The following is a 26,345-nucleotide window of genomic DNA, read 5'->3' on the forward strand; positions in this document are numbered from 1 at the left end:
AAGTTTTCAATTTCCGTGTATCTTTGCACTCCCAATCCGGCGAGGTAGCTCAGTTGGTTAGAGCGCAGGATTCATAACCCTGAGGTGATGGGTTCAATTCCCATCCTCGCTACAACGGAAAAAACGGCTTTTAAGCAGATGCTTGAGAGCCGTTTTTGTTTCGAGCAGGGACGCTCCATCTCTTCGATACTTTACCTGGTCAGATTAGTTTTAGATAATGGGGTATGACACTTCGGGCAAGTAGATTTCATATTTTCAAAAACTTCTCCCCACTTGGCAATGTCTTCAATATAAGAGTCATCTCCATCTAAATCCTTTTCTACTACATTGGTTTACACGATTTTAAGCGATTGAATTAATCCATCCGCGAATTCATAATGATAAGTCATTGTAATCGGACTTCCGGGAAACGTTCCTGAAACTTCAGTTTTCAATGTATGTTCGATTGCTGAATATTCAAGGGGCTTCATCGTTGCCTGATATTCTTTGTTTACTTTTTCTATCCAATGTTCTATTTCTTTTTTTCCGTTGTGCGTTTTGCCCTCATCAAAAACTACGGCTGTTTCGATAAAACAATTTGCATAAGCAACACTATCAAAATTGTTTTGTGCGCTTACTAAATCTGCTACTACTTTCGGTAAGTTCATGTTTATATTTTTAAGAGTATTAGATTGTTGGTACGGTGCCGCCATCTATTACAAAGTTTGTTCCTGTTAAATAACCAGCTCTTGGTGAAACAAGAAAACCAACTAATTCCGCTACTTCTTCTGGTTCGGCAGGTCTTCCAAAAGGTATCCCACCCAAAGCATCCAGCACACTCTGTTGAGCCTCCTCAATAGAAATATTTGAACTCTGGGCAATTGTTTCCAGCCATCCTTTTACATTTTCCGTGCGTATCCATCCTGGCGAAACAGTTAGTACACGAACACCTTTTGGCGTAACTTCATTTGATAAACTTTTGCTGTAATTTATCAATCCTGCTTTGGCAGCTGCATACGGCAAAGTTGAATCATAGAGCGGTAATTTACCCTGTATTGAAGCCATGTGAATGATAACACCACTTTTTCGATCTATCATTTGTGGTAAAAATCCTCTGTCCAGCCGAACAGGAGCAAGCAAATTAGCTTGTAAAGTTGATTCCCAATCCTCATCACTTAATACGGTAAAACCACCAGCGGGTGTTGATGAAGAACCAAGGTTGTTCACAAGAATATCCAGTTTTCCATAAGTTGATAGCACTTCGCTGATTACTTTTTGTGTTCCTTCTGCTGTACTTAAATCGGAGGGAATGAAATGCACGTTGCTGTTTTCTTTTTCCGGTGCGTTTCGTGCGGTAATAATAACTGTTGAACCAGCTTGTATAAGCCTTTCGGCGATTGCTCTCCCGGTTCCTTTTGTTCCTCCTGTTACCAAGGCAATTTTACCCGATAATTCATTGTTGAAATTAAAATCTTGGTTCATTGTTTAAATATTTAGGGCAAAATTCAGACTTATGTATAGTTCTCACAAGTACGGTGAAGCGATTCAGATAGGGAATAATTTTTCCCCTATTGTACAATTTGGAACATTGATTTAATTTTGTTTGATGTATGAAAGAAAGTTTTTGCCGAACCTAAATTGTGGGTTAGATTTAGTTGGCGAAGTGCTTTACGGAAAATGGAAAGTCCGTTTGTTGTGGTTCATTCACGAAGGAAATAAGCGTCCGAGTGAATTACAACGAAAAATTCCCGATGCAACAAGGCGCGTGCTAAACATTCAGTTAAAAGAACTGGAAGACCACGAATTGATTACAAAGAAAATTTATCCTGTCGTACCGCCGAAAGTAGAATACAGTTTAACCGAGTTTGGGCAAACTCTAATTCCTGTAATTTCTGCGTTGGGAGATTGGGGCGACAAAAATGAAGCGCATTTACGTTCAGTTATTTTAAAGCATTTGACCTCCGGAAGTGAGTAGTTTGATTTTGGAACGTAAGGCTGAAAGTGGTTGCCGCTAGTGTTGCATACCATTGAACGGTCCTTACAGACAATCCATTGAAAGCTGCAAATAAGATATTACCTAACAGATCGCTGGCAAATTATTAGCGCGTATGTTAGCTAAAAAAACGCCCGACCGTATTGAAGATTTTGGGTCATGTATGGGATTTTGTACCCCGATCATCGAGAAAAAATTATAGTCAAAGGAAAGTACCCGATTTACTGATAGCATCATAAGGGCATACTTTTTAACACTTACTCTCCCTCGGGATCCACCGCATCCGTCTCCACAACCCTTCCTATCTGTCCATCCTCCAGTCGCACTTTTATCCCCCTTGAATGAAACGCCGCGGAGGTCAGCAGATCTTTCACAATGCCATAGGTACGCTTACCGCTGCGCTGGTCCTTTTTCAAAATGATGGCCACTTCCAGGCCAGGATAGATGTCTTTTCTGTATTGTCCGTTCATGGGTTTAAAATTACATCAGTTTTACCACCTGCCCGCAAGCTTATTTACAAGTAATACCACTCCGATCCCCAGCGTGTAACAAACCATATCGTTCCAGGTAAAGAAGTTTCCCAATACCACATTTGCCAGCCGGGAATGTTCCCATCCTAACCATTTCACCAGATGAAAGTATTGCGAGATCTCCACCAGGTACGCAAATATCAACACGCCCACCGCGAGTGGAAACACCTGCGCCTGCACAAAACTGCATACAAAGCAATAGATCAGGATCACCACCAGAAAATCGCCTACGTATGGCCGCACAAATTCATCGTGCAGGTAACGCGCAATCAGGACTTCAATAATAAAAAGTAAAACAGCGAGCACAAAGTACCGGGTGTTAAAACGAAATTTCATTTGAGATGCAGTATTGATTTCAAAAGATAGATGGAAGCCAGGTTAATTATATTCATTGATGAGGCTTACCACCACCTGTGTAAGGATGTTCTTCTCATCCGGGTCGGCTCTCGCCAATTTCTCCCGCAGGCCTTTACGGCGTCCATCGTGTTGTCACAGGTGGCAATAAAAGCAGGTTGCCTGCAGATGGCCTCAATGGTTAATGTACGGTGATCATATCGGTCTAAGATGTCCGGGGCGTAAGTGTGATCAGTGATCAACCGGAGTAAGCCCTGAGCTTCGTCTCCTGAAAGTGGGCGGCGCGCTATCACACCGCTCCTGATGCGCACTGCCCGCTTGAGGCCGTCCAACTACGCTTGTTGCTCCTGGGAGTGTTTTTCGTTGAGCGAATAACCTTTGACAAGGTGTTCTTTCCATACCTTGTTGGCCCAGATCCGGAATTGGGTGCCTTGCGCTGATTTAACCCGGTACCTACGGAAATAATCATATCCAGGGAATGCTTCTCTGTCTTGCGTTTTACAGATCTGTTCCCTTCCTTTCGAACTGTCAAGGAATACTTGACGGTTGCACTTTGGTCTAATTCTCCCTCACTGTAAATGTTATTGAGGTGCAAACTGATGTTTTGCTTAGTGGGCTATTGTAAAGTAAATGTACCGGCATCATTCTTAATAACACCCAACTCACATGCCCTCACCATGAGGCTTCCATGCGCCCCGTCATTTACAAATAATCCATAAGCATTCCTCATACCTAATCCTACTTTAGCCACTTTCACCCGTTCCAGTAACGTATTTTGCAAACTTCCAATTTTATCACCCGCGTTCCTCGCCCGCACATTAATACCATTTGACAAGCTATTCTCCATCTCCACATCACGGATCACCAGCCCCGAAATATCCCGCTTATCCACGCAGATCTCCAATGCCGCCCGCCAGTTCCACTCATGATCAAACCCGCCACAGGTGCGAAGCTCACAATCCTCCACCAGCGTAGTGCCCGTGAAATTATTATCCGATCCTTTCCGGGAGGTAGGGAAGGTATTGCTGATCAGCACACCGCAGCCGGGCGTAATATCCGTGAAAATACAATTGCGTACTGTGTTGCTATCGCCACCGTAAATGGCCGCACCATTAGCCAGGAAAACCAACTGCCCGGTGCAGTTTTCAATAACATTATGTCCCGGCACATACTCCTGCTTGCGGAAGGGCGCCGGCCATATGGCAAAGCAATCATCGCCACCACCACGGGCTGTGCAATTGCGCATCACGCACCCTCGCATGCCCACACAAAAATTAATACCATCGGCAATGGTATTGCGCAGCCGGCAGCCTTCCACCACCAGCCCTTCCGAGTTTTCTATCCACATGCCTACTTTGGTATGTTCTATCCAGAGCCGGCTGATCGTAGAGCCGGTCCCGTAAGTGCCAAAAATGCCGTCATTGGTTTCACTGTCGTTGCGGTAATTCAGCTTGCCGGTGATGGCAAAGTCTGCCAGGTGGATATTGCTGCCGGTACCTTTAATGCGCACGCGTTTGTTCGCGGAAGCATACGCATTTTCGTCGCCTTCCAGCACACTGTACCACATGCCGGCTCCCTGGATGATAACGCCGGACGGCACCACAATATCGCCGGTGATCTTATAGGTGCCCACCGGCAGCCACACTGTTTTGCCACCGGATGCAGCCGCCGCAATGCACTTGCGCATTGCATCCGTGTAGTCTGTGCCGCCATCGCTGAAATCCGCCAGGGACAAGGCATTAACTGGCATGGCCAGCGCGGGCGCCACCTGCTCCAGGTCTGCCATGTCAATGATGCAACGGGTGATGTCTCCTGCTTTACAATCCAGCGCTATCCGCACTATATCCCCTTTGCGCACCGCCACGTCCCGCAGGCGTAGCTCATCATAAAAGTTTCTCACTTTGCCGGAATCCGGGTCATTGCTGAAGGGATACTTGCCGTACAGGTAACAGTAACGGGAGGTGACATGGCAATCCTTCACCAACTGCCCGTTCCTGTAAATACCAAAGGTAGACTTCAACCCGCCACCCTTTCCGGCATCGGGAAGGCTGTAACGCACCACCAGTGCATTGGCATTGGCCAGCGCGGTAAATTCCACGTATTGCCCTTTTCCCTTCAGCTGTACGCAACGTTGCCCGGAAGATTCCGTTTCTACGCGGTAAGGGCCATATTGTGGCCCCAGTACCTGTCCGCTGGTACGCATGTTTTCGGCCTCGTAAGTGGTCCAGGGAATGGCTGCACCAGGCTTTTGCCGGGCCAGCAACAGCACGGGACATAATAACAATAGCAGCAGGAGTTGTTGGCTTTTCATAACGCTTGGGAAGTATAACATTCCCATTAAGATACAGCGGCAACGGCAAACTTTATAGCATACCCGGCTACAGCCCCTGGAATTTATCCAGAAGGTGTTGGGTGAAAGGGCCTGCTCAAAATAATACACCAGGTTTTTCTGATCAGAGACGGCGCGCCACCAGGTAGTGGAAATGTTGGGATGCTCTGGTGTAGTGATACCATATGGTACAGAGCAGTCATCACCGTATAGGCGTGGTCGTGATACACTACCAGCTTGCTGTTAATGTATTCAAAGATAGCATTGTCGCCGGATGCATCAGAAATGGAAAGATGCAAAGTTCTCCTGCCTGAGTTAATGGCTGGTCCAGTGGTCAAAAGCGGCCTTCGCCGTGGCTGCAATTACCTGCTCCCGCGTGGCCTCATCTGCCCGGGAATCTGTGACCAGCACGGCCAGGAGCACGTGCTGTCCATTGGGCAGGGTAATGATGCCTGTATCGTTGGTAGCGCGGGTAAGGCCATCGTGCGTGCCGGAGGTGCCGGTTTTATGCGCTACAACGGTGCCGGCAGGCAGTTGCCCTTTAATGCGGTGGGCGCCCGGCGTAGAGTTGACCATCAGGTCCATGAGCAGCTGCTGGCTGGAAGGGGAGAGCTTCCTGCCGGTATAGAAGATGTGGAGTAATTGTACCAGGCCCGCCGCGGTAGACCAGTTGCGGTATTGTATCCGTTCATTTTCCGTCTGCACTTTTTCTGTAGTGGCAATGCTGATCTCCTTCACGCCCAGGCTGTGTATGTATTTATCGGCGGCAGCGGTGCCCCCCAATAAATGCAACAGCACATCGCAGGCGCTACCATCACTTTCGGCCACGTTGTAACGCAGCAGTTCCCGCACGGTTACGTCTATGTTGCCATCCGGGTGCGCATCACGCAGGGGGCTGTGGCCCACGCGGATGTAGTCCGCTTTGGTTACGTGGACGGGCTGGTCCAGTTTCAGTTTGCCCTGGTCCACTGTATGCAGCACCGCCATGGCAATCGGGAACTTATACACGCTTTGCATGGGCGCATGCACGTGGGCATTGAGGGAGGCGGTATCGCCGGTTTCCAGTACCTGCGCATATACGGCCACACGGCCCTTCGCCTGGGCTGCAATGTCCTGGAATTGTTGATGGAGGGACGTTTGGGCGGAAACGGGAAGAGTGGCCAACAAGGCGCCAAAGAGCATTTTAAAGTGGTGCATGTCTGGGTTTGTTATTTAGGGGTGGGCTGTTTCCAGGTATTTTTTTGCCAGCGCCTTGCAATCAGCTATGGCACGGGTGGCAGTGGCAGCCACGTTGAGCAGTTGTGTTTTGCGGCGCACGGTCACATCATACTGATCCCACTGGAAGCCCAGCATGCCTTGTGTGTTTTCAGTGCTGTAGCTGAAGACCAGCGGGGCTTTGCGCGCATGTACCTCGTAGTAAACGTAGTGCAGTTGCGCGGCTGCGGGCGTTGCATTGGTTGGATTGGGCGGTTGGTTGTGCACTTCCAGGATCTCAGACACGGGCAGGTCCTTGTTCTTCGTGGTCCATACGATCAGTGTAAGTGTGCCGCTGGCGCTGATTTTCCGGCTGTATTCTTTTGGATCCAGTTTAAACCGGGGTGTCACGGATTGCAGCATCTTCATGGCTTTGGCTTGTGTAAGACCAGGCCAGGCCGGTGTGGCTACCAAGGTGTTGCCACTATGCATGTACACTTTGTCATGCGCCAGTTGCGCGGCATAAGTAGGTTGATCGCCATGCTGCGCGTGTGCCTTTGCCGTAAGCAGAAAGGCCAGGAGGGAAAGTTGGAAAAGGTATCGCATCCGCCATTTGCCGCAAATCTTGTACCGCACTGGGCGGCGGTACAAGATTGAAAGTTATTTTTCTTTAAGGCAGTGGGGGAGCCGGCGGAAAATCTACCGGCACCCGCAACAGGCGGTATGCATAATTGGTAAAGCTCATTACACTCACCAATCCCAGTAGGTCTACCAGCGCTGCCGGGCTGTAGCCCGTTGCTGTAAAGGCTTCCAGTAGTTCGTCTGCCACGCTGCCCCGGTTGTCAATAATGGACTTGATCACTTTATAGAGCACCGGCCAGTGTCCATTTTCGTACAGGCCTGCACGTAGTTGAACGGTTTCTTCCAGCTTCCATCCCATTTTTATGGCAGACTGGGTGTGCGATGCCAGGCAGTATTCACAGCCGTTCAGTTCAGACACGATGAGGTACACCGCCTCGCGCTCCTTGCCGTGAAATGAGCCCCTGGCCTGGGCTTGCACAAATGCCAGGTAAGCATCCAGCTCATTGCCGGAGTAACCAATGGCGGCATAGAGATTGGGCATGCGCCCTATCAGTTTTGTGTATTGGTCAAAGTGCGCCTGTGCTTTTTCATTGACCTGCTCACGGGTGGGAACGGGAAATGCTTTCATCGCTGTGTTGGGTTTTGTAAAGTGAATGTAACATATTTACCACTTACACATTGATCACGATCTTGCCCCGCTTCACCCCTCTTTCCAATGCCAGGTGGGCTTCCCGCATCTGGTCAAAAGTAAATACTTCTGACACGTTGGATTTCAGTTTGCCTTCGGCCAATAATGCTGCGATGGCCTGCATATCCTTACCGCTGGATGCCACCAGGTGAAATGCACCATGGATGCCCAGTGCCCGGGCTTTTTCTACCACGTCCGCATTAAGCCCGGAGGGAATGCTGATGATGGTCCCGCCTTTTTTGATCACCTTTAATGAACGGTCAATATTCTCCCCGCCAATGGCATCCAGCACAAAATCCACCTCACTTACCACGTCTTCAAAACGGTGCGCCTTATAGTCGATCACCTCATCCGCACCCAGCGCTTTCACAAAGTCCGCGTTTTGCGCGGAGGCAGTACCTATTACGTAGGCGCCGGCCAGCCTGGCCAGTTGCACCGCATAGTGGCCTACACCGCCGGCCGCAGCATGGATCAGTACCCGCTGGCCGGGAACAATGTTGTATTCATGATACAGGAATTGGTAAGCAGTGAGCGCAGCCAGGGTCGCGGCTGCGGCATCTTCATACGGGATGTTGTCCGGCTTCAGGGCCAGGTGGGCGGCAGGTGCAGCTACATAGGCTGCGTAAGCCTGCCCATGACCGGGAAAGTTCACCATACCAAACACTGCATCGCCCGGTTTAATATCTTTTACATCCGGGCTCACGGCTGCCACCTCACCGGAAATATCCCAACCCAGGATGAGAGGCTTAAAGTCTTTAAAACGGCCGTATAAACCCTTGCCTGCGCGGGATTTTACGTCTACAGGGTTAATGCTCAGGGATTTGGTTTTTATCAATACTTCCCCCGGCTGCAGGGCCGGGATGGGAAGGTCTGTGTATTGAAGATTTTCTACACCGCCAGGTTGTTCCAGGGTAATTGCTTTCATGATGGTTGCCTTTTATGGTGTAAAATTGTACAGATATTCAAAGAAAGAGCTGAACTATATTGCCAAAAACAGGTATTTTTTGGTCAATTTTACCGGCTTAAATAAAGGCATATGCAAAAGGAAAATCTGTACCAGCCCTATGAAATAGAAGTAAAAACCCTGGAAGAAGGCCCCGCACCGGGCCACGTGCACAGCTTCTTTGAGCTGGTGTATGTGCTGGAAGGCACGGGCATCCAGTGTATCAACAACCATGAGTTTTCCTATTTTCCTAACCATATGTTCCTCATTACCCCGGAAGATTGCCACGCGTTTAAAGTGCAAACGGCCACGCGCTTTTTCTTCATGCGGTTTAATGATGCCTACATTGCTTCCGGCAGCCTGAAGGCAGACCGCCAGCGCCACCGTGCTTTCAACCAGCGCCTGGAGTTTATCCTGCAGAGTGCCAACCACCAGCCAGGCTGCATTCTGTGGAAACAGGATGATAAGCTGCTGATGAGGCCCTTGCTGGAGGCCATGGCACGGGAACTGTCAAACCGGGAGCTTTATAGCCAGGAGATCATTGAGCAGTTTGTAAACACGGTACTCTGGATCGTGGTGCGCAACATAGCCCGCACCCTGCCCCAGAAAGTGGACGCCGTTTCAGCGGAAAAAACACAGGACATCCTGCAGTATATCCATACAAATATCTATGAGCCGGAAATGCTGCGCGCACCTGTGATAGCAGGGCATTTCGGCATTTCTGTAAATTACCTGGGCAAGTATTTTAAGAAGCATACAGCAGAAACCCTGCAGCAATACATCACCACCTACAAACTGAAGCTGGTGGAAAAGCGCCTGTTGCACAGTGATATGCGCATCAATGAAATTGCCATGGAACTTAATTTTGCAGATGAAAGTCACCTGAACCGCATTTTCAAAAAGTACCAGGGTATGAGCCCCACCGCTTACCGGAAGTCCAGGCGGCGCGTGGCGGTTTAATGCGTCACAACGCACAGCCTGGTTTTAACAAAACCTTTAAATTAGGCTTACTATCTTTCCGTAAACAACGCTATCCCTTTATGACCCAAAAGCCTTCAAATGCATTTGTAGCGGCATCCTGGATTGCCCTGCTACTTGGAATTTCAGGTTTTATTGTTGGCCTCTGGAACGCCACCGGCATGCAACTCAATGAGAAAGGTTATTATTTCACGGTGTTAATGTATGGCCTCTTTGCAGCAGTGTCTGTGCAGAAATGTGTGCGCGACCGCCTGGAAGGCATTCCTGTAACCGACATTTATTATGGGCTGAGCTGGTTCTCTATCCTGCTTACCATTGTGCTCCTCACCGTGGGGCTGTGGAATGCTACACTGTTGCCCAGTGAAAAAGGCTTCTATGCTTTTGCATTCCTGCTTAGTGTGTTTGGCGCTATTACGGTGCAGAAGAACACCCGCGATGCCCAGGCCGCTAAAAAGCCCGAACAGCAACGCATTCCGATAGAGGTGGACGCCTGATCAAAGTAGTTTTGGATTACCGTAAAGTCTCATGCAACCGCCATTCGCATGGGACTTTTTTATGGCCGTACGGGAATATCTGCCTTCTTCAATTGCATATTTTCCCGAAGGTTCCCGGATACCCCCAGGCAATATTCACATGCGTGCAGGGGCGCAGTTTCGTTCAGGTAGGCGAGGGCCTTTGTTTTGAATTGCGGATCATCCACGGCAATGCCATCTGCTTCCGTATAATTAACCGTAGCTGGAATGCCTTTAATGGCAAGGGTTTCATTCATGTAAGCCGCACGTGTACATTTATAGAAATAGCCATTGCGGGTAATGAGGCAGCGGTGCCGCATCCAGCAATCATCGTAAATGTGCTGTATGCGCGCAGGGTCTGTGATCTTCTCTTCCACGAAGATCTCGTTGAATTGCTCCACGTATTTAATGTTCAGCACCACTTCGTACGTTTTTGCTTTTGCTTTCACTTCTTCCAGGATATGTGGTTTCATGGGCGCGCTGATGTAGTGGGAGATGGTAAGCTGGCCCACGTTTTCCCAGAACAGGTCCGTCATGCGGTGCAGCAGCAGCCCGTTAGTGATCACCCGCACCGCACAGCCCAGGTTTGCCTGCCGGATGGTTTGCAGGATCTTGTCCAGCTCCGGGTGCAAGGTAGGTTCACCGCCGGCGATCTTGAATACATCCGGCAGGAGGTTTTCCTTTACAAAATCACAGCTTGCCCGTACATCTGCCAGGCTCATAAAATGTTTGGCATTGAAAGGAGAGATATTGCAACAATCGCGGCAGCGCAGGTTACAGTGCTCCGCCACGTGGATCTCAAATGATTCCGTTTTGATGCGATCCCCTTTCATAAAATACTTGGGTAGTGTACCTTGTTCCGTTTCGCCTTTCTTTACAAATACGGCTTCCAGCTCCACCAGCAGTTCTTCCCGGCAAATGTCTGCCTGCTGGAATGCAAGCTGGCAGCCTGGTGCCAGCACCTTGGGCAGGTAACGTTCCAGGAAGGGCCGGTCTGCCGCATGCTTGTAATACACGCGCATCAGCACAATGTCTTCCAGTGCAAAACCATAATGGATGTTGTATTGCTTGAGGTTAAACTGCCCTGCCAGGATACGCAGGTTCAGGATGGAGCGGGCCAGTTGTTCGTAGATGTCGCCCGGGTGTACGGAGTGCTCTCCTACAATGCTGGCTGTGCCGGAAGAGAGCAGCAGGCGTTGCCCTTTGTTTTGAAAGATAGCGCCCCGGCTGAAGTACGGGGGCAGTTTGCCGTATTGCTCGGAATATTGGTAGGCCGGTACCTGGTCTTTATTTTCAATGAATGCCAGGGGCGTTTGCACTGCCATGAATTCTACCTGCAAGGTATTGCCATCAGTCCCCACTGCGCTGGCAGCTGGTGCTGGATGCTCCCGCCATGCCGTCCCGTAAAAATTTTCAAATGCCTGGTAACGGCCCGCGTTAAATGCCTGGTACACCCGCGTAATATCCGGCACATAGTTCCAGCAACGGAGCAACGTATACCCGGGGAACAACTGCAAAGTATGCAGCAGCTCACGGTAAGCCTCGTATGCTGCGTGGGAAATGCCCTGCTCCAATGAAAGCTCCAGGCGCCCAAATACCCCGTTAGATGCACGCTGCAGGCGTATGTTGCCGTAAGTTTCTGCTACCGCATGCTCATCCTGTTCCGCAAACCATGCGTCTACCAGCGTACCGTTGATGACGGTTTGCTTCAAAAGGGTGGCATTATCCTGCTGTGCAATTTGGGTTGCATTTGTTACAAAGCGCATGGTTCATCGGTTTAAGGTCCAATAGATTTCCGTATAATCGTTAACGTTAGTCCGCAGGGTATTTTCAATATCCTGTTCCGCAGGGCCAAATAAAACAGGCCATTCCGTAGCATAATAACGGATGGCGTTTATCTTTTGCTGGAGGTAGGTCGTGGCTACGCATACCCGGCGGCGGTTAAAGGTATGGTGTGAGATTTTCCAGGTCAGTGCTCCGGCGGCGGCCAGCGATAATTTGCTGACCTGTGCGGCGTGCTGTGTTTCACTCGCCTGGAGGTCTGCATCGTCCTCCATGTAATTTTTTAGAAAGGCCAGTGAAAGATCCTGCAGGCGGGTAGGGTGCATGTCCATTTTCAGTGCATATTCCATGCTGGCTCCATGTTGCTGCCAGCGCATGGCTGCCCAGCCAGGCACCAGGGCATAAGGCAGGTCCTGGTAATAATTTACAGGTATACTGTCCGCCCAGCAACGTTTTGACGCCTCAAAAACTACCAGGTGATCTACATGACCGCCTGCTGCCAGTGGAAAATAAAGTGCATCCGCCTGTACCTCCTGTGCCAATGCATGCATGCGCAAACCAACGGCAGCGGCGGTTTCCAGGCTATCCGGCGGCAGCGTTTCATGTAGCAGCAGGGTGCTGAAATTATGGTAATGCGCGTTGCGGAAGGGAGCGTCTGTAAAGCCAAGATGCACCGGTACGGCATTCAGTGCACGCACCGCATTTTCATCATCTGCACGGCGGCGGGCGTACTGCGTGCTATGGGCTTCATTTCCCTCGCTGAATACGGTGGCTATTACTACATGGTGGCCAAGTTCTGTCCACACCGCTATCTGCGCGCCACAACTTAGCACGGCATCATCCAGGTGGGGAGAGAAAACGAGGTAAGTACTCATGCCGGTATTGCTTGATGAATAATGTTTACAATTTCTGCCGCAGCGCCCGCGGGGCCTGGCTTTGCACGGAAGGATGCCGCAACCTGCTGCGCCTGTACGCGCTCCGGTGCATCACCCGCCAGTAAAGGCATCAGCATTGCCTTAAAGCGTGCTGGGGATGGATGCGGAGTGTCCAGCACAATGCCGGCTCCGGCCCTCGTTACAAACTGCGCCTGCAGGAACTGGTCATTGCACACAGGCAGCAGGGCCAATGGCACGCCGTGGGTAAGCGCCTCCATCACGGAGTTTGCACCCCCGTGGGAGATCATCAGGTCTATGTGGGGCAGCAACTGCAGCTGGGGCGCATATCCCACGGCTATCACATTTTCCGGCAGTGTGGCCGCAAACGGTGTGTGCAGCAATTCATTGATGGCAAAGATCAGCTGCACATTTTCATCCTTCAATGCCAGGGCTACAGTCTCAAACAGGTGGGGATGATGGTAGACCTGGCTGCCCATGGACATATACACTTTCCGTTTACTTGTGTCCAGCAGGTGAAAGGGAAACTCCGTTTCATCGCCCCGGGCCTGCAACGGGAGGCTATGCCCTGCATAGTAAGAAAAATCATTGCCGCAAATCTCCCGTGGCATATAGGTTTCTGTGCAGAAAACGATGTTAAGCCAGGGTGAAATAGCATCGCTTACTTTGAAGCGGGGCTGCAATCCCCGTGCTTCAAATAGGGCATTGCGCAGCGGCGCAAATGCGTGCAGCGTGTGCGTAAGTTCACATTGCCATGCGGCTGGTGTGACAGGGTTTAAAGAGGACGAAATGCCCACCCATGGGAGGTTGTGTGCATGCGCTACCAGCGCCCCGGCGTATACCATCGGATCTGTAACAATAAGGTCCGGGGCAAATTCCTGCACTACTTTCTCCAGTAGCTGCACCTGGTGGGGCACAGCGTTTATCAATAGCGTTTTTATCCACTGGCGCAGCCAGGATTTATCCGCTAGTTTTTGTACAAAGTCGGCTCCTTTGGTGATGAACTGCGGATCTATATTCACCGGCTCCGGGTCAAAGAATACAGGGCCTTCCAGGCCTGCTTTGCGCAGCTGGGGCGTAAGGTCCACCTGGGAGAAAAAGCCCAGGTGATAACCCATTTGCTGCAGGTGCTGGGCTACCCCGATCATGGGATTGATATGCCCTTTTTCCGGGATGGTGACAATGAGTATTTTCTTATTGCACATAGTGACTGGCCCATTGAATTAAAGAGATCATGTTAAAAAGCAGCAGGCGGTCTGCTTCCGGTATGGTCGGTTGCCTGCTCAGTGTTTCCAGGGCTTTGCGGTCCAGGTAAGTATCAATGAAATCATGCTTTCCCGCCAGGAGCTGCTGCAGGATGGCCTGGTAAGCCGCGCCCAGCCTGGGATCGCGGGGCAGGGATGATTTTTTGCGCAGGGCCAGCGTGGCCGGCATATGGCGCAGGGCCACCTGGCGCAGCATGTACTTTTCCACGCCCATTTTAAAGCCCAGTGCAGGCCCTACCTGTGATACCGCGTACAGCATGTTCCGGTTGGCAAACGGTACGCGCGCCTCCAGCCCAAAGTGCATGGTATGGATATCCCCGTTGTGTAGCAGGCGGGCCAGCCAGCGCCGGTTTACCAGCACGCTCATGGCCAGGATGTTTTCAGTTTCGCAGCGGCCAAACTGTACCCCGGCCTTGCACACCAGCTGCCGGTATTCTGCATCCAGTTGTTGCAGCGGGTCCAGTTCCCGCCGCAGCTTAGGCGAGAGCATGGTGGCCCGTTTCTCTGCACCAAATAAATTCATCAATCCCAGGGGGCTGTGATTTACCTGGTTATTCAGTAAAAAGTAATAGCCGTAGTTGGTTTCATCCGCTGCATCGCCCACCAGCACCGCCTTCACGTGGCGGCTGGCTGCGCGCGAGAGATGGTGTTGTGAAAATTCCTGCTCCCATACGGGTATGCGCTCATTGATCCGGGCCAGTTCCCGCAGGCTGTTTTCCAGTGAAGGATGTTGAATGGTCACCTGGTGAAAACCGGCCTTGACCTGCCTGGCCACCTGTTTGGCAAAAGGCAGGTCGTCAGAATTTACAATGGTGCCGGGATCAAAGTTGATCTGGTCGTGGTTTTCAAAAGCCACGGTAAATGCCTCAATAGCCTGTGTGCTATGCTGTGCTGCCAAAGTGGCCAGCAGCGAGGAATCCAGCCCGCCACTCAGGAAAGCGCCTACCGGCACATCTGCCCGGATGGACAGGCGTACGCTTTGTTGCAGGGCATCGTCTATCTCGCTGATCAGCGTATATTCATCCCTGTTAGAGGTCTGCCAGTTAAACTGGTACCAGGTCTTGAGCCGCAGCCCATCCTGCCCAAAACGCAGCAGGGTGCCCGGTTCCAGGTAACGGATGTCCTGGAAAATGGTGTTAACCCCGTTGCCACTCAGGGAAGGCGCGATAACAAATTCCGCCAGGCGACTGGTATCCGGCAGGGGCGCCTGGTCCAGCACGCGGAGCAGCGCTTTTACTTCCGATGCGAAATAGAAAGTATCCTGCCGCACCAGGTAGGCCAAGGGCTTCACACCCAAGGGATCGCGGGCGGCAAATGCCTGTTGGTTTTGCTGGTCCCAGATCAGGAAGGAGAACATGCCGTTAAAGCGATCCAGGCAGGCCTCTCCCCATACCATGTAGGCGGCCAGCACCACTTCCGTGTCGCAGCGGGTGTGAAAGTCGTAGTGGGGCCGCAGCACTTCCCGCAGGGTGGCGTGGTTGTAGATCTCGCCGTTGTACACAATGTGATAGCGTCCACTTGGATCAGTAAAAGGTTGCGCACCGCCGGCTGCATCCAGCAGGGACAGGCGCTGGTGGCACAGGGCATGTTGCCCCAGCACCAGTGTTCTTTCATCATCCGGCCCGCGGTGGCGCTGGGCCTTGCTGATGGTTTCAATTTTTTTCCGCAACACCGGGCCGGTGTCTGCAGAAAACAGGATGCCTCCAATTCCGCACATACGTTTAACGGTTTTCCTTTTCCAGTAATTGTTTCAGCCGGGTGGCCAGGTTGGTGTATGTAAGGTACCGGTGCACGCTTTCCGGCACCAGGTGGTCATAGGGTTGGTCTTGCACCATGCAGGCGCGCACCCGGGTGCCGCTCACCTCCATGGATGTGTTCAGGTTTTTTACAGGGTAACCGGCTGTGTGTGCATACGTAATGGTACTGGTGTTGATGGTGTAGACGATATGGAAAGCCGGCAATACATATTCCAGCTCATAAAAATTCTCCAAAGAAAAACCGCTGTAGGGCAGGGCTGCAAGGTAGTGGCGCCCCGGCCAGCACTGATCCAGGTAAGGCTTTATCATCTCCAGCCGTTCACCTGCCGTGGCAAAGTCTTTTGCTGTGTGCGACTGATTAGCCACGCCCACTATGACGATGGCCTCGTCTACTTCTGCTTTCATCTGCTCCAGGTAAGCCGCGTGCCCGTTGTGGAAGGGTTGTGCCCGGGTAATGAAAATGCCGCGCTTCACCGGGGCCAATGCCGGCATGATCACCGGGGCGCCGCCAGATGGTATAACGGTAACGGGCACACGTAATGTAAGTTCCATCGCCTCCCTTTCTGCCGCATTACTGGTAAAAGCATGGACAAAGGCAGGACAAAGTATACGCCAGCGCAACCAGTGGTAATGATCCGGAAGCCCCTTGCCGGGAATGGGCAGCAGGCAGAATGGCTTTTGCAAATGCTGCCCCAGCGTGGCTTGTAATGCCGGCATCAGTTGCGAGCAAAGCATGGGGGAATGCCCTTCCAGCAGGCCTTCCGGCCGGCTGATCACAAAGATAAGCTCATCATATTCCTGTTCCAGCCGCAGTATTTCCTGCAGTTGCGCATCTGTAAAATGGCGCCAGTCCAGGGCAAGCAAGGCTCTCATACACATGGCATTTAAGTGTGAAGCTCACCATTCATAATAGTGCAGCACTTCATCAAAGCAGGGCATAAACCCAATGTTATCATCCAATACCCACACCTGATCAAACGCATTGTGGAGGTATACCAATGCCTGGTCCAGGCAAAAGAATGGCTTCCACAAAGCTTCATACAGGTCAAAGAAGCCACTGTGCAGGCGGGTTTCCGCCTGGCGGTAGTGGGCAATGGCGCTACGCAGGCGGTTGGCGTCGTAGCGGAATGTACCATCTTCGGGCCCTTCCTTACACACCCGGAATGCGGAGAAGATCACGTCTTTCTCACAGGCATCCCATTTCACCATTTCAAAATCCAGGAAGGCCGTCAGCACTTCTTTGTCAAACAAAACATTTTCCAGTTGTATATCTCCATGGATCCACTGGTAGCGGGCAGCATCCCAGGGGAATTGCAGTGCCACGGCCTGCTGCAGCTTGTAGGCAGCCTCGCAGAAACGCTCCCAATGCTTCAGTACATAACGCCCGGCTTTGGTTTGTTCCAGCACTGCGGGCGGTTGGGCAGGCATGCGGTACCACTGGTACACGCCCTGGTGGGTATCATGCACAGAAAGGATATCATACATGGCCTGGTGGAGGCCCGCCAGTTCTTTAAAAAGCAAGGCTAGCTGTTCACTGCTGCAGTGTTGCCACCACTTGCAGGGAATGTTGCCCGGTTGCAGGTAAAAAACATGCACAAACCGGTGCTGCCATTGCAACGGAGGGCCGGGGTGCTTTACCAGCCGGGGCGCATGCCGGTAACCCTGCGCTTCCAGTGATTGCAGCACATGCTCTTCCGCGCGCACACTATCTGCCCGCCGGTTGTGCCGGGCCAGCCTGGCCACGTATGCACCGTTCGCAGCCTGTACCAGGGCATTCCGGTTAGAATAGCCTCCCAGGGCGGTTACAGACAGTGGCCGTATGCCAAAATGTGCGGGTAGCAATTCCGTATATGCGAATACGTTATCCATTATCTTTTCAGATGGGCGTTGATCCTTTCCTGTACACTTTCAAACTTTTCATCGCGCAGCAGGATGCCGTTTTCAAACACGGTTTCCAGCTCATTAGCGTAAGGGCTGGATTCTGTTTCAGGGATGGTCCGGTAACCCTCCGGTGTAAGGACCAATTGCTGGCGGCCGGATTTAGAGGTCTTGAAGGATTGCACCATCTTTCCCGCGTCATTCATTTCCACCGGGTGCTTCTGCACATTCACAGGTTGCCCATTGATCTCTGCGTAAGAGCACTTGATGGCAAACTGCTGGGAGTCGCGGTCCAGGCGCTGCAGCAGGGCGCCGCCCATGCCCAGTACCAGGTTCTCCGCAGAGATGCCCGCATCTTTCAATGCTTTATAAATGCTGCGGATGCTGTCTATATTAATGCCATCGCCCTGGATCACGCGCACCTGCGGCGGTAGTACTTTGTAGCCTTTTTCATTGATGGTGCAGCCAAATTTTTCCATGAGGATGCCAAACAAATGCAGCAGGGTTTGCACCGGGTCTCCGCTGTCGGGCCGTATCACCAGGGTGCCCTGGCGCTGCAGGATGTCTTCCTTCATTGCACCGCCCCAGTATTCCGCGGCAGCGCGGAAAATATCATAGGAGTCAGACACCACGGATATAATGCCGGTGGGATAGGCCTTCAGGATATTCTGCATCACTTCCAGCTCACCTTCTTCGCCCAGCAGCGTCATGATGGAGTGCTCCGTAGCGGGCACGGAAGCCGCCATCACGGAACTTGCGCCATAAAATTTTTGCGCATACACGGCTGCTATCACGGTATCACTGCCTTTAAAGTTCAGCAGGTGGGACATACCGCCTATGCCGGCACTCTCCCCGGAGCTGGTGCCCCGGAAGCCAAAGTCGTTGAGTACAAACGGTGTTCCGCCCAAAGCCGTTGCACTGGCGGTTTCCGCGTAGTAATTCTCCACGATCTGGCGGATGTGGAAGGAGAGGGTGGCCACGGAACTGGGATACCAGGTCTGCATCAGGATGGTTTCCAGGAAGTTGGTCAGCCAGTAGCATTCGGGATCTGTGTTCTCAATGGTCATGAGCACATTGCGTACGGGAATAATGCTGCCTTCCTTTACCGCTTTAATGCACACCGGCAGGTAGCCTCCATGCTTTTCCAGGATGTAATCAAACTTGCGGCGGTCAAACACGTCATTGCGCCCAAAGACGCCATTGAGCAGGGCTTCTGCCTGGTCTATAGCCTCTTTGTTGACCACCGCACCGGTGAAGTATTTTTTGATGATGTATTGCAATCCGAAGAAAGCGGTCTCGCCAAACAGGCCACCACGGCTTTCCAGGTAAGAATATATTTTATTTGTGCCGGGATAGTACAGTTTGTGATGGGAGTATTTGTAAGCATCCGCCATCAGGATGATGTTATCGGTGTACATGGTTTACGCGTTTAAATGTGCGAGGATCTTATTAATAAAGGGGAGGTGGGCGGCATTGATAATTTCTTTTTCCAGCATAATGGGCAGGGCACTGGTATCGAACCATTGCAGGGCTTCGAGATCATCGTTTGCTTGTGGTGTACCACTCAGCAACGTAGCGGTAAAGAGCAGGCTGAGTATTTTGTCTGTTTCACCGCGGTAGCGCCAGTCATCTATTTTCACAGAGCCAAGGTACTGCATGGGCGTGGTTTCCAGGGCACCGCATTCTTCCTGCAGCTCCCGTGCGGCGGCGGCTTCATAGCTCTCATCCGTGGGGTCGGCAAAGCCGCCGGGCAGCCGCCAGGTAGCTTCATTTGGTTTCTTGCCGAGGAGCAATTGCGTATGGCCGGCATTGAGCAGTGCTATATCCACGGTAGGATACACAATATCGTAGCGGTTATAAATAGCATAGTTGATGCCCAGGCGGAAGTCGCGCGTGGTGAGTGGCTGGTCACTATGGGTTTCCCGCACGCTGGTGGCGCTGAACTCGCCAAAAGCAGGCAGGGTAGCTGTTGCCAGCTTGCCGCTGTAGGCTTTTGCAAAACTGTCGCGGCTACCGTACAAAATGAATTTTTCGCCAGGAAAGGTATTGGTCAGCAAAGCATCCAGCTGTTCAGACCATACCTTATCATCGGTATAGTCACGCAGGGGCAGCACCGGTATGGCGGGGTAGTCTGCCTTGATCATGGCTTCGCGGGTATAAAAATCAAAAGGATTATGCTTGCTGGACCTTACCGGGGCCGTGCCCAGTACCAGCACCGTGCGGTGGTGCAGCCCCGTTACATGGCGGATAAGATGATGGTGCCCTTCGTGCAGATAAGGCGTCTGGAACCTGGCGATGATAACTCCTGTGCTTTTCATTTTGTGTTATTTCTACACAAATATAATCACATATTTCCGGCATTGCCAAATAATATGTGTTAATTTTACGCATTTATTTTCAACAATGACAAATCAGATCTCGAACAGGATGCCTTCCTTCTGCAACTGGGTATAGCGCTGCTTATTGAAGGAGAACATTTTGCCCGGCCGGCCGGCGCCTTCGTTCTTTGCATACTCGTCCAGCTCGTCCAGTATTTCCAGGGAAAGTATTTTCTTCTTAAAGTTGCGCCGGTCTATGTCCCGTCCCAGCAGCGCGGCATACAGGCTTTCCAGGTCGGAGAAGGGGAATTTTTTATCCAGCAGTTCAAAGCCAATGGGCTCATAACGCAGCTTGGCCTGCACCCGCTGGATGGCTTTTTCCAGGATGTTCTTATGATCAAAAGCCAGCGCCGGCAGTTCGTTGATATTGAACCACTGCGCTACACTGGCATCGGTATCCGCTTTCAGCGCCATAAACCGGGAGGTCTTTACCAGCGCAAAATAAGCTACGGAGATAATACGCTGGCGCGGGTCGCGCTCCGGGGCACCAAAGGTGTAAAGCTGTTCCAGGTATTTCACCTCTATGCCGGTTTCTTCCCGCAGCTCCCGTTTCACCGCCGTTTCCAGCGATTCATCTTCCCCTACAAACCCGCCGGGGATGGCCCATTCATCTTTAAAAGGAGGATATTTCCTGCGGATCAGCAGTACAGACACGCCCTCACTCTTCGCGTAGCCAAATACCACCGCATCTACGGCAACACTGATGCCTGGAGTCTTTTTAACCATATGCTTTTTAAGGGTGAACGGCCGTAATAATACAATATTTACCGCACATCATCCCTTTACCTAAGATATATTGAATTTTGATTTTTCTTAATGTGTTTAGAAGGCGGTTTCCCCGGGGATAGCCATGTTGCTTTTGTGTGGAAAAACCGTACCTTTGTACTGTAATTAAATAAATTACAGAAAAGGAGTTCTTTTATAATGAACACACTCAATGATTTTAACCGGTTTACCAACAGCCTGCCCGAACAGGGGCCGCTGATGCCGGTACTCTTCATGGGCCACGGCTCGCCCATGAACGGGATAGAGACTAATGAATTTACCCGCGAATGGGCCCGCATCGCTAAAGAGATGCCCACGCCCAGCGCGGTACTGGTAGTGTCTGCCCACTGGCTGAGCCGGGGCACCCGCATTACGGCCATGGACCTTCCGCCTACTATCCACGATTTTGGCGGCTTCCCACCGGAGCTGTTTGCCGTGCAGTACCCCGCACCCGGCAGCCCCGACCTGGCCAAAGAAACGGCAAAGATCATCCGGTCGGTACACGTGGAGGAAGACCACGACTGGGGCCTGGACCATGGCGCCTGGACGGTGGTGCGCCAGATGTACCCGGACGCGAAGATCCCTGTGCTGCAACTCAGCATTGACTATACCAAACCACCCCAATACCATTATGAACTGGCCCGGGAGCTGATGGCATTGCGCCGCAAAGGTGTGTTGATCATGGGCAGTGGTAACATGGTGCACAACCTGCGCATGGTAGCATGGGAGATGATCAATGGAGGCGGCTATGACTGGGCACTGGAGATCAATGATCAGTTCAAACACCTCATCCAGACCGGTGACCACCAGTCGCTGATCCGGTACGACCAGCTGGGCCGTGCCGCACAACTGGCCATTCCTACACCAGAGCATTACCTGCCCCTGCTTTATACGCTGGGCCTGCAGCAATCCGGTGAGGAAATAAGTCTCTTCAATGACAAGGCCGTGGGAGGCTCCCTCACCATGACCTCCGTGAAAATAGGATAGTACACGCTTGCCAATAAATAAGAAAAGGCTGTCGCACATAAAAGCGGACGGCCTTTTTTAGTGCCGGTATGGAACTACCACGATCGTCCCATCGGACGATCGCTGAGTATACGCCGGTTATCTATAGGCGATAGGACCGCGTTATTTCACCCACTTCACCTTCTCGGTGAGGGGCTTGATGCGGCGCCCTGCGGGCAATTCCTCCCCCGGATAGCCCAGGTAGAGAAGGCCCAGCACCTTGTCCGCCTCCCCTAGCTCCAGGTATTGGTGCAGGGCAGGGGAGTAGGTCATACCGCCTGTGCTCCAGAAGCTGGCCAGGTCGTAAGCGGTGGCAGCCAGCAGCAGGTTTTGCACGGCGCAGGCCACGGCTTCCACTTCTTCAATTTCCGGGATCTTCGGGTTATCCCCCCGCTTCATGCAGGCTACAATCACGTGAGATGCCTTCTCACCATGCTGTAACAGTTTATCATAGTTGCCCTGCAAGAATTTTTCCGGTGGTGTGTTAGCCTTGTAGAGCGCTGCGTGTTGGGCACAGAATTCTTTTACTTTGTCACCACTGTATACAACAAAGTACCAGGGCTCCGTATAGCCATGGGTGGGCGCCCAGTCGGCCAGTTCCAGCAGGTGCTGTACGGTGTGGTCTGCTATTTTGCGGCCGCTCATGTTGGCCGGCTTTACGCTGCGCCGTTGCGTAATGAGTAGCTCCAGGGTAGTTGATTTTTCCATGCGTTGTTTTTATGGTAGTTTTTCCAGCAGTGCTTCCGGTATGCGCACTACTTTGCGGGTGCTGTAATCAAAACAGAGAATGCCGGTTTTGGCGGTAGCAATGATGAAGGTCTTGCCATTGCGGGTGGTGCTGAGGCGGTACACGATGTCAAAGCTCATGGCGGTAACATCTGCTGCGCCTACTTCCACGGTGAATACATCCCCGTGAAAACCCTCCGCCTGGTACATAATGGCTACATCAGCCATGATGATGCCGGTACCAAAAACATCCAGCTCTCCTTTGCAGCCCAGGTGTTGCAGGAATTGCACCCTCACCTCGTGCAGCATGGAGAGTATGGCATCATTGCCCACATGACCGCCGTAATTCACATCTGTAATGCGTACAGGAATGCTGGTATGAAATAAAACCTTTTCGGGAAAGGTAAGTTTGATCCTTGCCATAAATGTTGTGTAGACGAATGTTTGCGTATCATATTTTACGCATTGGCCTGCAGCCAGTCAATTAATTTTTTAGTAGCCTTTGCACGGTGGCTGTACTGGTTCTTTTCCGCCATGGCCATGGTGGCAAAAGAACGGTCTGCGCCTGCCGGCTGGAAAATAGGGTCATAGCCAAAGCCTTCCCCACCCTGGGCTTCAGGGAGGATGGTGCCCGGGCATACGCCTTCAAACTGGTATTCTTTTCCTTTCCAGACGAGGGAGATCACCGTGCGGAATTGTGCCTGCCGGTTGGCTTGCCCCTGCATTTCCTGCAGCACCTTTTGAATATTGTCTGCTGAAGATTTCTGCTCACCGGCATAACGGGCAGAGAACACGCCGGGGGCACCATTCAGCGCCTTCACTTCCAGGCCGGTATCTTCCCCAAAACAATCCTGTCCTGTCATGTTGAAAATAGTACGGGATTTTTCGGAGGCGTTTTCCTCCAGGGTATGGTGGGGCTCGGGAATGTCAATATCAATGCCTGCTTCTTCCAGGGTTATGATGTTAAAGGCATCGCCCAGCATGGCGCGGATCTCTTTTACCTTATTTTTATTGTTGGTAGCAAATACTAATGTGTGCATGCGGTGATTTTAAATGCCGAGCAATTGTTTCAAACTATTCCAGAGGCGGCCTTTCATTACTTTATCTTCCGCGATCACGGCCAGGTCGTGGCTGTACAGCAGGCTGGTGTGGCCGGCCTGGCTCACCTGGTAGCGTTCCACGCCCTGTAGCGCCAGCGTGGCCGGGTCTACGCCAAAAAAGATACAATACTGCATAGGCACGGCCTGCTGCAGCGCCGTGAACGTTGCTCCCGGATAGGCGTGGAGGTTCACCAGCGCCACGTCCTGCATGCCCAGCTTACAGGCATTTAGTATATTTGTGAGGAGATGGAAGAGCGCATCATTCAGGTACACTTCGTTTGCATTGCTGATCAGGAGCACAATTTTTTTCTGGTTGTCACCTAGAAATTTAACAGGCGGCAGGGCAGCAGCGGGCGCCTCCGTTACCTTTGGCGTTGCGGGCGCTGTGGCTCCAATAGCCGGTGCAGCGGGCTTTTCGCCCGGGATGATTGCCTGGTGCTGGTAGATCCTGGCCAGGAAATACGGATCAAATTGTAGATGCTCTAAAGACATGCCCGGTGGTTTTATGGAAAAAAGCTGTTTATTTGCAAATCCGGTTCCACTAGAAGTTTATATAAAAAACTGCTCGACAATTTTAAAATATAAAAATACTGGCCGGTTAAATGCCCGGTTATTGAATATTTTCAATTTGCGGTTTACAGGCGAAAGTGTAAAAATATTGAGATAAAACTGATTAACCATGATGGTAGATACTCCAATGGCAAAATCCACCGCAATGCAGGAGGCCAACGAAAAGATCAAAGTGACCCGCACCACCGCCAGCCGGCTTGCAGAGGTTGATTTTGAACACCTTGTTTTCGGGAAAAAATATGCTGACCACATGCTGGTAGCAGATTTTGACGGCAAGGAATGGAAAAATGCGGAGATCCTGCCTTTCGGCAATTTTTCCGTAAGCCCGTCCAATGCCGCATGGCATTACGGCCAGGCTATTTTTGAAGGCATCAAGGCCTACAAAGATCCCCAGGGCAATCCCATGATCTTCCGTCCGTATGATAACTACGCCCGTTTCCTGACCTCTGCCGAGCGCATGGGCATGCCTGCCATCCCCGAGTGGTTGTTCATTGGCGGCCTGGCAAAGCTGGTCGATATTGACCGTGACTGGGTGCCCACCGGCGAAGGTTGCTCCCTTTACCTGCGTCCCTTCATGATCGCGGCAGATGAATTCATTGGCGTGCGCCCGTCTGAGACCTACAAATTTGCGGTGATCAATTCACCCTCCGGTCCTTATTTCAATAAGCCCATCCACCTGCTGGTGCAGGATAAGTATATACGTGCCTTCCCCGGCGGCGTAGGCTTTGCCAAGGCGGCCGGCAACTACGGGGGCACCATGTACCCCACTATGCAAGCCCGCAAGCAGGGCTACGACCAGATCCTCTGGGTAGATGGCTATGAGCACAAATACCTGCAGGAATGCGGCACCATGAATGTGTTTGCCATCATTGGCAACACCGCCATTACCCCGGACCTGTCACAGGGCACCATCCTGGCCGGCGTAACCCGTGCCAGCGTAATTGATCTGCTGTCAGACATGGGCCTGGCCGTGGAAGAGCGCCCTATCTCCATCGATGAGATCATTGATGCCCATAAGGCAGGCACCCTGCGCGAGGTATTTGGTACCGGCACTGCCTCCAGCGTGGCCTACGTGGAGCAGCTGGATTACAAGGAGACCAAGATCCACCTGGATACCACCAAATATGCCGTAGGAGCGGAAGTGATCAAACGCCTGGACGCCATCCGCACCGGCCGTGCTGAAGATACCCGTGGGTGGAACTATAAGATTTAATATCAAGGCATTATAAAAGCAGTGGAAGGCCATCCGGGACAAAAGGATGGCTTTTTGCTTACTGGTAGCGGCATTCAGGGAAATTTTCCTATATTTGCCTCCCGGTAAAAAGGTAAGACATTGACTTACGCAGCTTTTCTCGAATCCCTGGAGCAGCCTGTTCCGCCGGCATCCCTGCCAGCCCTGCTACAATCACTGTGGTGGGATCGCAAAGGAGACTGGCACCAGGCACACGGACTGGCAGATATTCCCGGCGCTCCGGCGGCGTGGGTACATGCCTATCTCCACCGGAAAGAGGGAGACCCGGGGAATGCGGCATATTGGTACCGGCGGGCGGGCAAACCCGTATCGGAGGCCAGTTTACAGCGGGAATGGGAGCAGATCACCCTGGCCCTGCTGGAGGCGCAGCCCGATGGGGCACATTAAATTTTCAAATTATCAACAAAGTATTTTGTTATTCACAAGGATAGTTATACCTTTGCCCTCCCAAATCCTTATTCGGGGATCGGATGTCACTTTAATCAGACAGAATAAAAAACTAGGTTAAGAATGCCTACTATACAACAATTAGTAAGAAAAGGAAGAGAAATTATCCGGGCTAAATCTAAGTCCAGAGCTTTAGATAGCTGTCCGCAGCGTCGTGGTGTATGTACCCGTGTGTACACTACCACCCCGAAAAAGCCGAACTCCGCTTTGCGTAAGGTTGCGAAAGTGCGTTTGACTAACAAGGTTGAGGTGATCGCATACATCCCCGGTGAAGGTCACAACCTGCAGGAGCACTCCATCGTGCTGATCCGCGGTGGTCGTGTAAAAGACCTGCCAGGTGTGCGTTATCACATCGTTCGTGGTTCTCTGGATACTGCTGGTGTAAAAGACCGTAAGCAGAGCCGTTCTAAATACGGAACCAAGAAAGTAAAAGTTAAAAAATAAT

General features: G+C 51.6%; 31 protein-coding genes and 1 tRNA gene. 8 read left to right on the forward strand and 24 right to left on the reverse strand.

The annotated features are described in order from the left end of the window. Positions 1-38: 38 nt before the first annotated feature. A tRNA-Met gene (locus DCC81_RS10750) sits at positions 39-112 on the forward strand. A gap of 220 nt (positions 113-332) precedes the next feature. Here the strand turns inward: DCC81_RS10750 and DCC81_RS10755 are convergent. Further along, on the reverse strand, positions 333-647 hold the full coding sequence (locus DCC81_RS10755) for a nuclear transport factor 2 family protein (protein WP_108688215.1): 315 nt from the start codon (positions 645-647) through the stop codon (positions 333-335). A 19-nt stretch (positions 648-666) separates the two neighbouring features. Next, a complete protein-coding gene (locus tag DCC81_RS10760; RefSeq protein ID WP_108686645.1) occupies positions 667-1,461 on the reverse strand; it encodes an SDR family oxidoreductase in 795 nt (264 codons plus the stop codon). 124 nt (positions 1,462-1,585) lie between these two features. Here DCC81_RS10760 and DCC81_RS10765 point away from each other — a divergent pair, with 124 nt between their 5' ends. Beyond that, the gene (locus tag DCC81_RS10765) at positions 1,586-1,954 is read left to right on the forward strand and encodes a winged helix-turn-helix transcriptional regulator (protein ID WP_108686646.1); all 369 of its coding nucleotides are present in this window, start codon (positions 1,586-1,588) and stop codon (positions 1,952-1,954) included. Between the two features lie 275 nt (positions 1,955-2,229). Here the strand turns inward: DCC81_RS10765 and DCC81_RS10770 are convergent, their stop codons facing one another. From DCC81_RS10770 to DCC81_RS10815, 9 genes are all read right to left on the reverse strand, one after another. Next, positions 2,230-2,442 carry a YwbE family protein gene (locus DCC81_RS10770; RefSeq protein ID WP_108686647.1) on the reverse strand — a complete coding sequence of 71 codons (213 nt, stop codon included), beginning with the start codon at positions 2,440-2,442 and terminating at the stop codon, positions 2,230-2,232. Between the two features lie 21 nt (positions 2,443-2,463). Then, complete coding sequence (locus tag DCC81_RS10775; RefSeq protein WP_108686648.1) at positions 2,464-2,838, reverse strand: ribosomal maturation YjgA family protein; 375 nt, start codon at positions 2,836-2,838, stop codon at positions 2,464-2,466. 350 nt (positions 2,839-3,188) lie between these two features. After that, the gene (rhuM, locus tag DCC81_RS26050; RefSeq protein WP_205686370.1) at positions 3,189-3,419 is read right to left on the reverse strand and encodes a RhuM family protein; all 231 of its coding nucleotides are present in this window, start codon (positions 3,417-3,419) and stop codon (positions 3,189-3,191) included. A 53-nt stretch (positions 3,420-3,472) separates the two neighbouring features. Continuing rightward, positions 3,473-5,167 carry a glycosyl hydrolase family 28-related protein gene (locus DCC81_RS10790; protein WP_205686311.1) on the reverse strand — a complete coding sequence of 565 codons (1,695 nt, stop codon included), beginning with the start codon at positions 5,165-5,167 and terminating at the stop codon, positions 3,473-3,475. 83 nt (positions 5,168-5,250) lie between these two features. After that, positions 5,251-5,547 carry a linear amide C-N hydrolase gene (locus DCC81_RS26055; protein WP_394337119.1) on the reverse strand — a complete coding sequence of 99 codons (297 nt, stop codon included), beginning with the start codon at positions 5,545-5,547 and terminating at the stop codon, positions 5,251-5,253. Continuing rightward, positions 5,501-6,382, reverse strand: coding sequence for a class A beta-lactamase (gene bla / locus DCC81_RS10800; RefSeq protein ID WP_205686313.1), 882 nt, complete (start codon positions 6,380-6,382; stop codon positions 5,501-5,503). The genes DCC81_RS26055 and bla overlap by 47 nt, the downstream gene beginning before the upstream one ends. Positions 6,383-6,397: 15 nt before the next feature. After that, positions 6,398-6,985 carry a hypothetical protein gene (locus DCC81_RS10805; RefSeq protein ID WP_108686651.1) on the reverse strand — a complete coding sequence of 196 codons (588 nt, stop codon included), beginning with the start codon at positions 6,983-6,985 and terminating at the stop codon, positions 6,398-6,400. Positions 6,986-7,049: 64 nt separating this feature from the next. Continuing rightward, entirely contained in the window at positions 7,050-7,589 is a 540-nt protein-coding gene (locus tag DCC81_RS10810; protein ID WP_108686652.1) for a carboxymuconolactone decarboxylase family protein, read from the reverse strand. 43 nt (positions 7,590-7,632) lie between these two features. Beyond that, the gene (locus DCC81_RS10815) at positions 7,633-8,574 is read right to left on the reverse strand and encodes an NADP-dependent oxidoreductase (protein ID WP_108686653.1); all 942 of its coding nucleotides are present in this window, start codon (positions 8,572-8,574) and stop codon (positions 7,633-7,635) included. 111 nt (positions 8,575-8,685) lie between these two features. On the opposite strand from DCC81_RS10815, the gene DCC81_RS10820 reads away from it, so the two are divergent. Both DCC81_RS10820 and yiaA read left to right on the forward strand, forming a co-directional pair. Next, positions 8,686-9,552, forward strand: coding sequence for an AraC family transcriptional regulator (locus DCC81_RS10820; protein ID WP_108686654.1), 867 nt, complete (start codon positions 8,686-8,688; stop codon positions 9,550-9,552). Between the two features lie 80 nt (positions 9,553-9,632). Continuing rightward, entirely contained in the window at positions 9,633-10,064 is a 432-nt protein-coding gene (gene yiaA / locus DCC81_RS10825; RefSeq protein WP_108686655.1) for an inner membrane protein YiaA, read from the forward strand. Positions 10,065-10,123: 59 nt separating this feature from the next. On the opposite strand, the gene DCC81_RS10830 is transcribed toward yiaA, so the two are convergent. The 9 genes from DCC81_RS10830 to DCC81_RS10870 all read right to left on the reverse strand — a co-directional run bounded on the left by DCC81_RS10830 (position 10,124) and on the right by DCC81_RS10870 (position 20,761). Beyond that, entirely contained in the window at positions 10,124-11,848 is a 1,725-nt protein-coding gene (locus DCC81_RS10830) for a chorismate transformation enzyme, FkbO/Hyg5 family (RefSeq protein ID WP_108686656.1), read from the reverse strand. Positions 11,849-11,851: 3 nt separating this feature from the next. Continuing rightward, positions 11,852-12,739: a PIG-L deacetylase family protein gene (locus tag DCC81_RS10835; protein ID WP_108686657.1), complete on the reverse strand. Its 888-nt coding sequence runs from the start codon at positions 12,737-12,739 to the stop codon at positions 11,852-11,854. Further along, positions 12,736-13,962, reverse strand: a complete 1,227-nt coding sequence (locus DCC81_RS10840; protein ID WP_108686658.1) for a glycosyltransferase — start codon at positions 13,960-13,962, stop codon at positions 12,736-12,738. The genes DCC81_RS10835 and DCC81_RS10840 overlap by 4 nt, the downstream gene beginning before the upstream one ends. Continuing rightward, positions 13,952-15,739 carry an asparagine synthase (glutamine-hydrolyzing) gene (gene asnB, locus DCC81_RS10845; protein ID WP_108686659.1) on the reverse strand — a complete coding sequence of 596 codons (1,788 nt, stop codon included), beginning with the start codon at positions 15,737-15,739 and terminating at the stop codon, positions 13,952-13,954. The genes DCC81_RS10840 and asnB overlap by 11 nt, the downstream gene beginning before the upstream one ends. A gap of 4 nt (positions 15,740-15,743) precedes the next feature. After that, entirely contained in the window at positions 15,744-16,652 is a 909-nt protein-coding gene (locus DCC81_RS10850; RefSeq protein ID WP_165806545.1) for an adenylyltransferase/cytidyltransferase family protein, read from the reverse strand. 24 nt (positions 16,653-16,676) lie between these two features. Beyond that, a complete protein-coding gene (locus DCC81_RS10855; protein WP_108686661.1) occupies positions 16,677-17,648 on the reverse strand; it encodes a phosphotransferase enzyme family protein in 972 nt (323 codons plus the stop codon). Beyond that, the gene (locus tag DCC81_RS10860; RefSeq protein WP_108686662.1) at positions 17,648-19,075 is read right to left on the reverse strand and encodes a nicotinate phosphoribosyltransferase; all 1,428 of its coding nucleotides are present in this window, start codon (positions 19,073-19,075) and stop codon (positions 17,648-17,650) included. The genes DCC81_RS10855 and DCC81_RS10860 overlap by 1 nt, the downstream gene beginning before the upstream one ends. A gap of 3 nt (positions 19,076-19,078) precedes the next feature. Continuing rightward, positions 19,079-19,975, reverse strand: a complete 897-nt coding sequence (locus DCC81_RS10865; protein WP_108686663.1) for an NUDIX domain-containing protein — start codon at positions 19,973-19,975, stop codon at positions 19,079-19,081. A gap of 93 nt (positions 19,976-20,068) precedes the next feature. Further along, on the reverse strand, positions 20,069-20,761 hold the full coding sequence (locus tag DCC81_RS10870) for an NUDIX hydrolase (RefSeq protein ID WP_108686664.1): 693 nt from the start codon (positions 20,759-20,761) through the stop codon (positions 20,069-20,071). A 198-nt stretch (positions 20,762-20,959) separates the two neighbouring features. Here DCC81_RS10870 and ygiD point away from each other — a divergent pair, with 198 nt between their 5' ends. Further along, a complete protein-coding gene (gene ygiD / locus DCC81_RS10875) occupies positions 20,960-21,787 on the forward strand; it encodes a 4,5-DOPA-extradiol-dioxygenase (RefSeq protein ID WP_108686665.1) in 828 nt (275 codons plus the stop codon). Between the two features lie 141 nt (positions 21,788-21,928). Here the strand turns inward: ygiD and DCC81_RS10880 are convergent, their stop codons facing one another. Genes DCC81_RS10880 through DCC81_RS10895 form a run of 4 tightly spaced genes read right to left on the reverse strand, consistent with a single transcriptional unit; the run spans position 21,929 to position 24,123 of the window. Further along, on the reverse strand, positions 21,929-22,513 hold the full coding sequence (locus DCC81_RS10880; protein ID WP_108686666.1) for a nitroreductase family protein: 585 nt from the start codon (positions 22,511-22,513) through the stop codon (positions 21,929-21,931). 9 nt (positions 22,514-22,522) lie between these two features. Next, entirely contained in the window at positions 22,523-22,954 is a 432-nt protein-coding gene (locus tag DCC81_RS10885; RefSeq protein WP_108686667.1) for a thioesterase family protein, read from the reverse strand. A 35-nt stretch (positions 22,955-22,989) separates the two neighbouring features. Continuing rightward, positions 22,990-23,571, reverse strand: a complete 582-nt coding sequence (gene rdgB / locus DCC81_RS10890) for an RdgB/HAM1 family non-canonical purine NTP pyrophosphatase (protein ID WP_108686668.1) — start codon at positions 23,569-23,571, stop codon at positions 22,990-22,992. A gap of 9 nt (positions 23,572-23,580) precedes the next feature. Then, positions 23,581-24,123: a hypothetical protein gene (locus tag DCC81_RS10895; protein ID WP_108686669.1), complete on the reverse strand. Its 543-nt coding sequence runs from the start codon at positions 24,121-24,123 to the stop codon at positions 23,581-23,583. Between the two features lie 187 nt (positions 24,124-24,310). Between DCC81_RS10895 and DCC81_RS10900 the strand changes: the two genes are divergently transcribed. The 3 genes from DCC81_RS10900 to rpsL all read left to right on the forward strand — a co-directional run bounded on the left by DCC81_RS10900 (position 24,311) and on the right by rpsL (position 26,344). Beyond that, positions 24,311-25,414 (forward strand): branched-chain amino acid aminotransferase, encoded by a 1,104-nt coding sequence (locus tag DCC81_RS10900; protein ID WP_240612965.1) that lies wholly within the window; start codon positions 24,311-24,313, stop codon positions 25,412-25,414. Positions 25,415-25,534: 120 nt separating this feature from the next. Then, positions 25,535-25,840 (forward strand): hypothetical protein, encoded by a 306-nt coding sequence (locus DCC81_RS10905; RefSeq protein ID WP_108686670.1) that lies wholly within the window; start codon positions 25,535-25,537, stop codon positions 25,838-25,840. A 123-nt stretch (positions 25,841-25,963) separates the two neighbouring features. Then, positions 25,964-26,344, forward strand: coding sequence for a 30S ribosomal protein S12 (gene rpsL / locus DCC81_RS10910; RefSeq protein ID WP_108686671.1), 381 nt, complete (start codon positions 25,964-25,966; stop codon positions 26,342-26,344). The last annotated feature ends 1 nt before the right edge of the window (position 26,345 follow it).

The organism is Chitinophaga parva (genome assembly GCF_003071345.1).
Classification (GTDB): domain Bacteria; phylum Bacteroidota; class Bacteroidia; order Chitinophagales; family Chitinophagaceae; genus Chitinophaga; species Chitinophaga parva.

What these genes read in the sequence shown, in the direction of transcription:
- DCC81_RS10850 (WP_165806545.1), bottom strand. Translation starts at nt 16,652, where the DNA reads ATGAGAGCCTTGCTTGCCCTGGACTGGCGCCATTTTACAGATGCGCAA.
- ygiD (WP_108686665.1), top strand. Translation starts at nt 20,960, where the DNA reads ATGAACACACTCAATGATTTTAACCGGTTTACCAACAGCCTGCCCGAA.
- DCC81_RS10815 (WP_108686653.1), bottom strand. Translation starts at nt 8,574, where the DNA reads ATGAAAGCAATTACCCTGGAACAACCTGGCGGTGTAGAAAATCTTCAA.
- DCC81_RS10830 (WP_108686656.1), bottom strand. Translation starts at nt 11,848, where the DNA reads ATGCGCTTTGTAACAAATGCAACCCAAATTGCACAGCAGGATAATGCC.
- rdgB (WP_108686668.1), bottom strand. Translation starts at nt 23,571, where the DNA reads ATGCACACATTAGTATTTGCTACCAACAATAAAAATAAGGTAAAAGAG.
- DCC81_RS10760 (WP_108686645.1), bottom strand. Translation starts at nt 1,461, where the DNA reads ATGAACCAAGATTTTAATTTCAACAATGAATTATCGGGTAAAATTGCC.
- DCC81_RS10805 (WP_108686651.1), bottom strand. Translation starts at nt 6,985, where the DNA reads ATGCGATACCTTTTCCAACTTTCCCTCCTGGCCTTTCTGCTTACGGCA.
- DCC81_RS10840 (WP_108686658.1), bottom strand. Translation starts at nt 13,962, where the DNA reads ATGTGCAATAAGAAAATACTCATTGTCACCATCCCGGAAAAAGGGCAT.
- DCC81_RS10855 (WP_108686661.1), bottom strand. Translation starts at nt 17,648, where the DNA reads ATGGATAACGTATTCGCATATACGGAATTGCTACCCGCACATTTTGGC.
- yiaA (WP_108686655.1), top strand. Translation starts at nt 9,633, where the DNA reads ATGACCCAAAAGCCTTCAAATGCATTTGTAGCGGCATCCTGGATTGCC.
- DCC81_RS10810 (WP_108686652.1), bottom strand. Translation starts at nt 7,589, where the DNA reads ATGAAAGCATTTCCCGTTCCCACCCGTGAGCAGGTCAATGAAAAAGCA.
- DCC81_RS10870 (WP_108686664.1), bottom strand. Translation starts at nt 20,761, where the DNA reads ATGGTTAAAAAGACTCCAGGCATCAGTGTTGCCGTAGATGCGGTGGTA.
- DCC81_RS10765 (WP_108686646.1), top strand. Translation starts at nt 1,586, where the DNA reads ATGTATGAAAGAAAGTTTTTGCCGAACCTAAATTGTGGGTTAGATTTA.
- DCC81_RS10790 (WP_205686311.1), bottom strand. Translation starts at nt 5,167, where the DNA reads ATGAAAAGCCAACAACTCCTGCTGCTATTGTTATTATGTCCCGTGCTG.
- asnB (WP_108686659.1), bottom strand. Translation starts at nt 15,739, where the DNA reads ATGTGCGGAATTGGAGGCATCCTGTTTTCTGCAGACACCGGCCCGGTG.
- bla (WP_205686313.1), bottom strand. Translation starts at nt 6,382, where the DNA reads ATGCACCACTTTAAAATGCTCTTTGGCGCCTTGTTGGCCACTCTTCCC.
- DCC81_RS10775 (WP_108686648.1), bottom strand. Translation starts at nt 2,838, where the DNA reads ATGAAATTTCGTTTTAACACCCGGTACTTTGTGCTCGCTGTTTTACTT.
- DCC81_RS10895 (WP_108686669.1), bottom strand. Translation starts at nt 24,123, where the DNA reads ATGTCTTTAGAGCATCTACAATTTGATCCGTATTTCCTGGCCAGGATC.
- DCC81_RS10770 (WP_108686647.1), bottom strand. Translation starts at nt 2,442, where the DNA reads ATGAACGGACAATACAGAAAAGACATCTATCCTGGCCTGGAAGTGGCC.
- DCC81_RS10865 (WP_108686663.1), bottom strand. Translation starts at nt 19,975, where the DNA reads ATGAAAAGCACAGGAGTTATCATCGCCAGGTTCCAGACGCCTTATCTG.
- DCC81_RS10860 (WP_108686662.1), bottom strand. Translation starts at nt 19,075, where the DNA reads ATGTACACCGATAACATCATCCTGATGGCGGATGCTTACAAATACTCC.
- DCC81_RS10835 (WP_108686657.1), bottom strand. Translation starts at nt 12,739, where the DNA reads ATGAGTACTTACCTCGTTTTCTCTCCCCACCTGGATGATGCCGTGCTA.
- DCC81_RS10820 (WP_108686654.1), top strand. Translation starts at nt 8,686, where the DNA reads ATGCAAAAGGAAAATCTGTACCAGCCCTATGAAATAGAAGTAAAAACC.
- DCC81_RS10755 (WP_108688215.1), bottom strand. Translation starts at nt 647, where the DNA reads ATGAACTTACCGAAAGTAGTAGCAGATTTAGTAAGCGCACAAAACAAT.
- DCC81_RS10900 (WP_240612965.1), top strand. Translation starts at nt 24,311, where the DNA reads ATGATGGTAGATACTCCAATGGCAAAATCCACCGCAATGCAGGAGGCC.
- DCC81_RS10880 (WP_108686666.1), bottom strand. Translation starts at nt 22,513, where the DNA reads ATGGAAAAATCAACTACCCTGGAGCTACTCATTACGCAACGGCGCAGC.
- DCC81_RS10885 (WP_108686667.1), bottom strand. Translation starts at nt 22,954, where the DNA reads ATGGCAAGGATCAAACTTACCTTTCCCGAAAAGGTTTTATTTCATACC.
- rpsL (WP_108686671.1), top strand. Translation starts at nt 25,964, where the DNA reads ATGCCTACTATACAACAATTAGTAAGAAAAGGAAGAGAAATTATCCGG.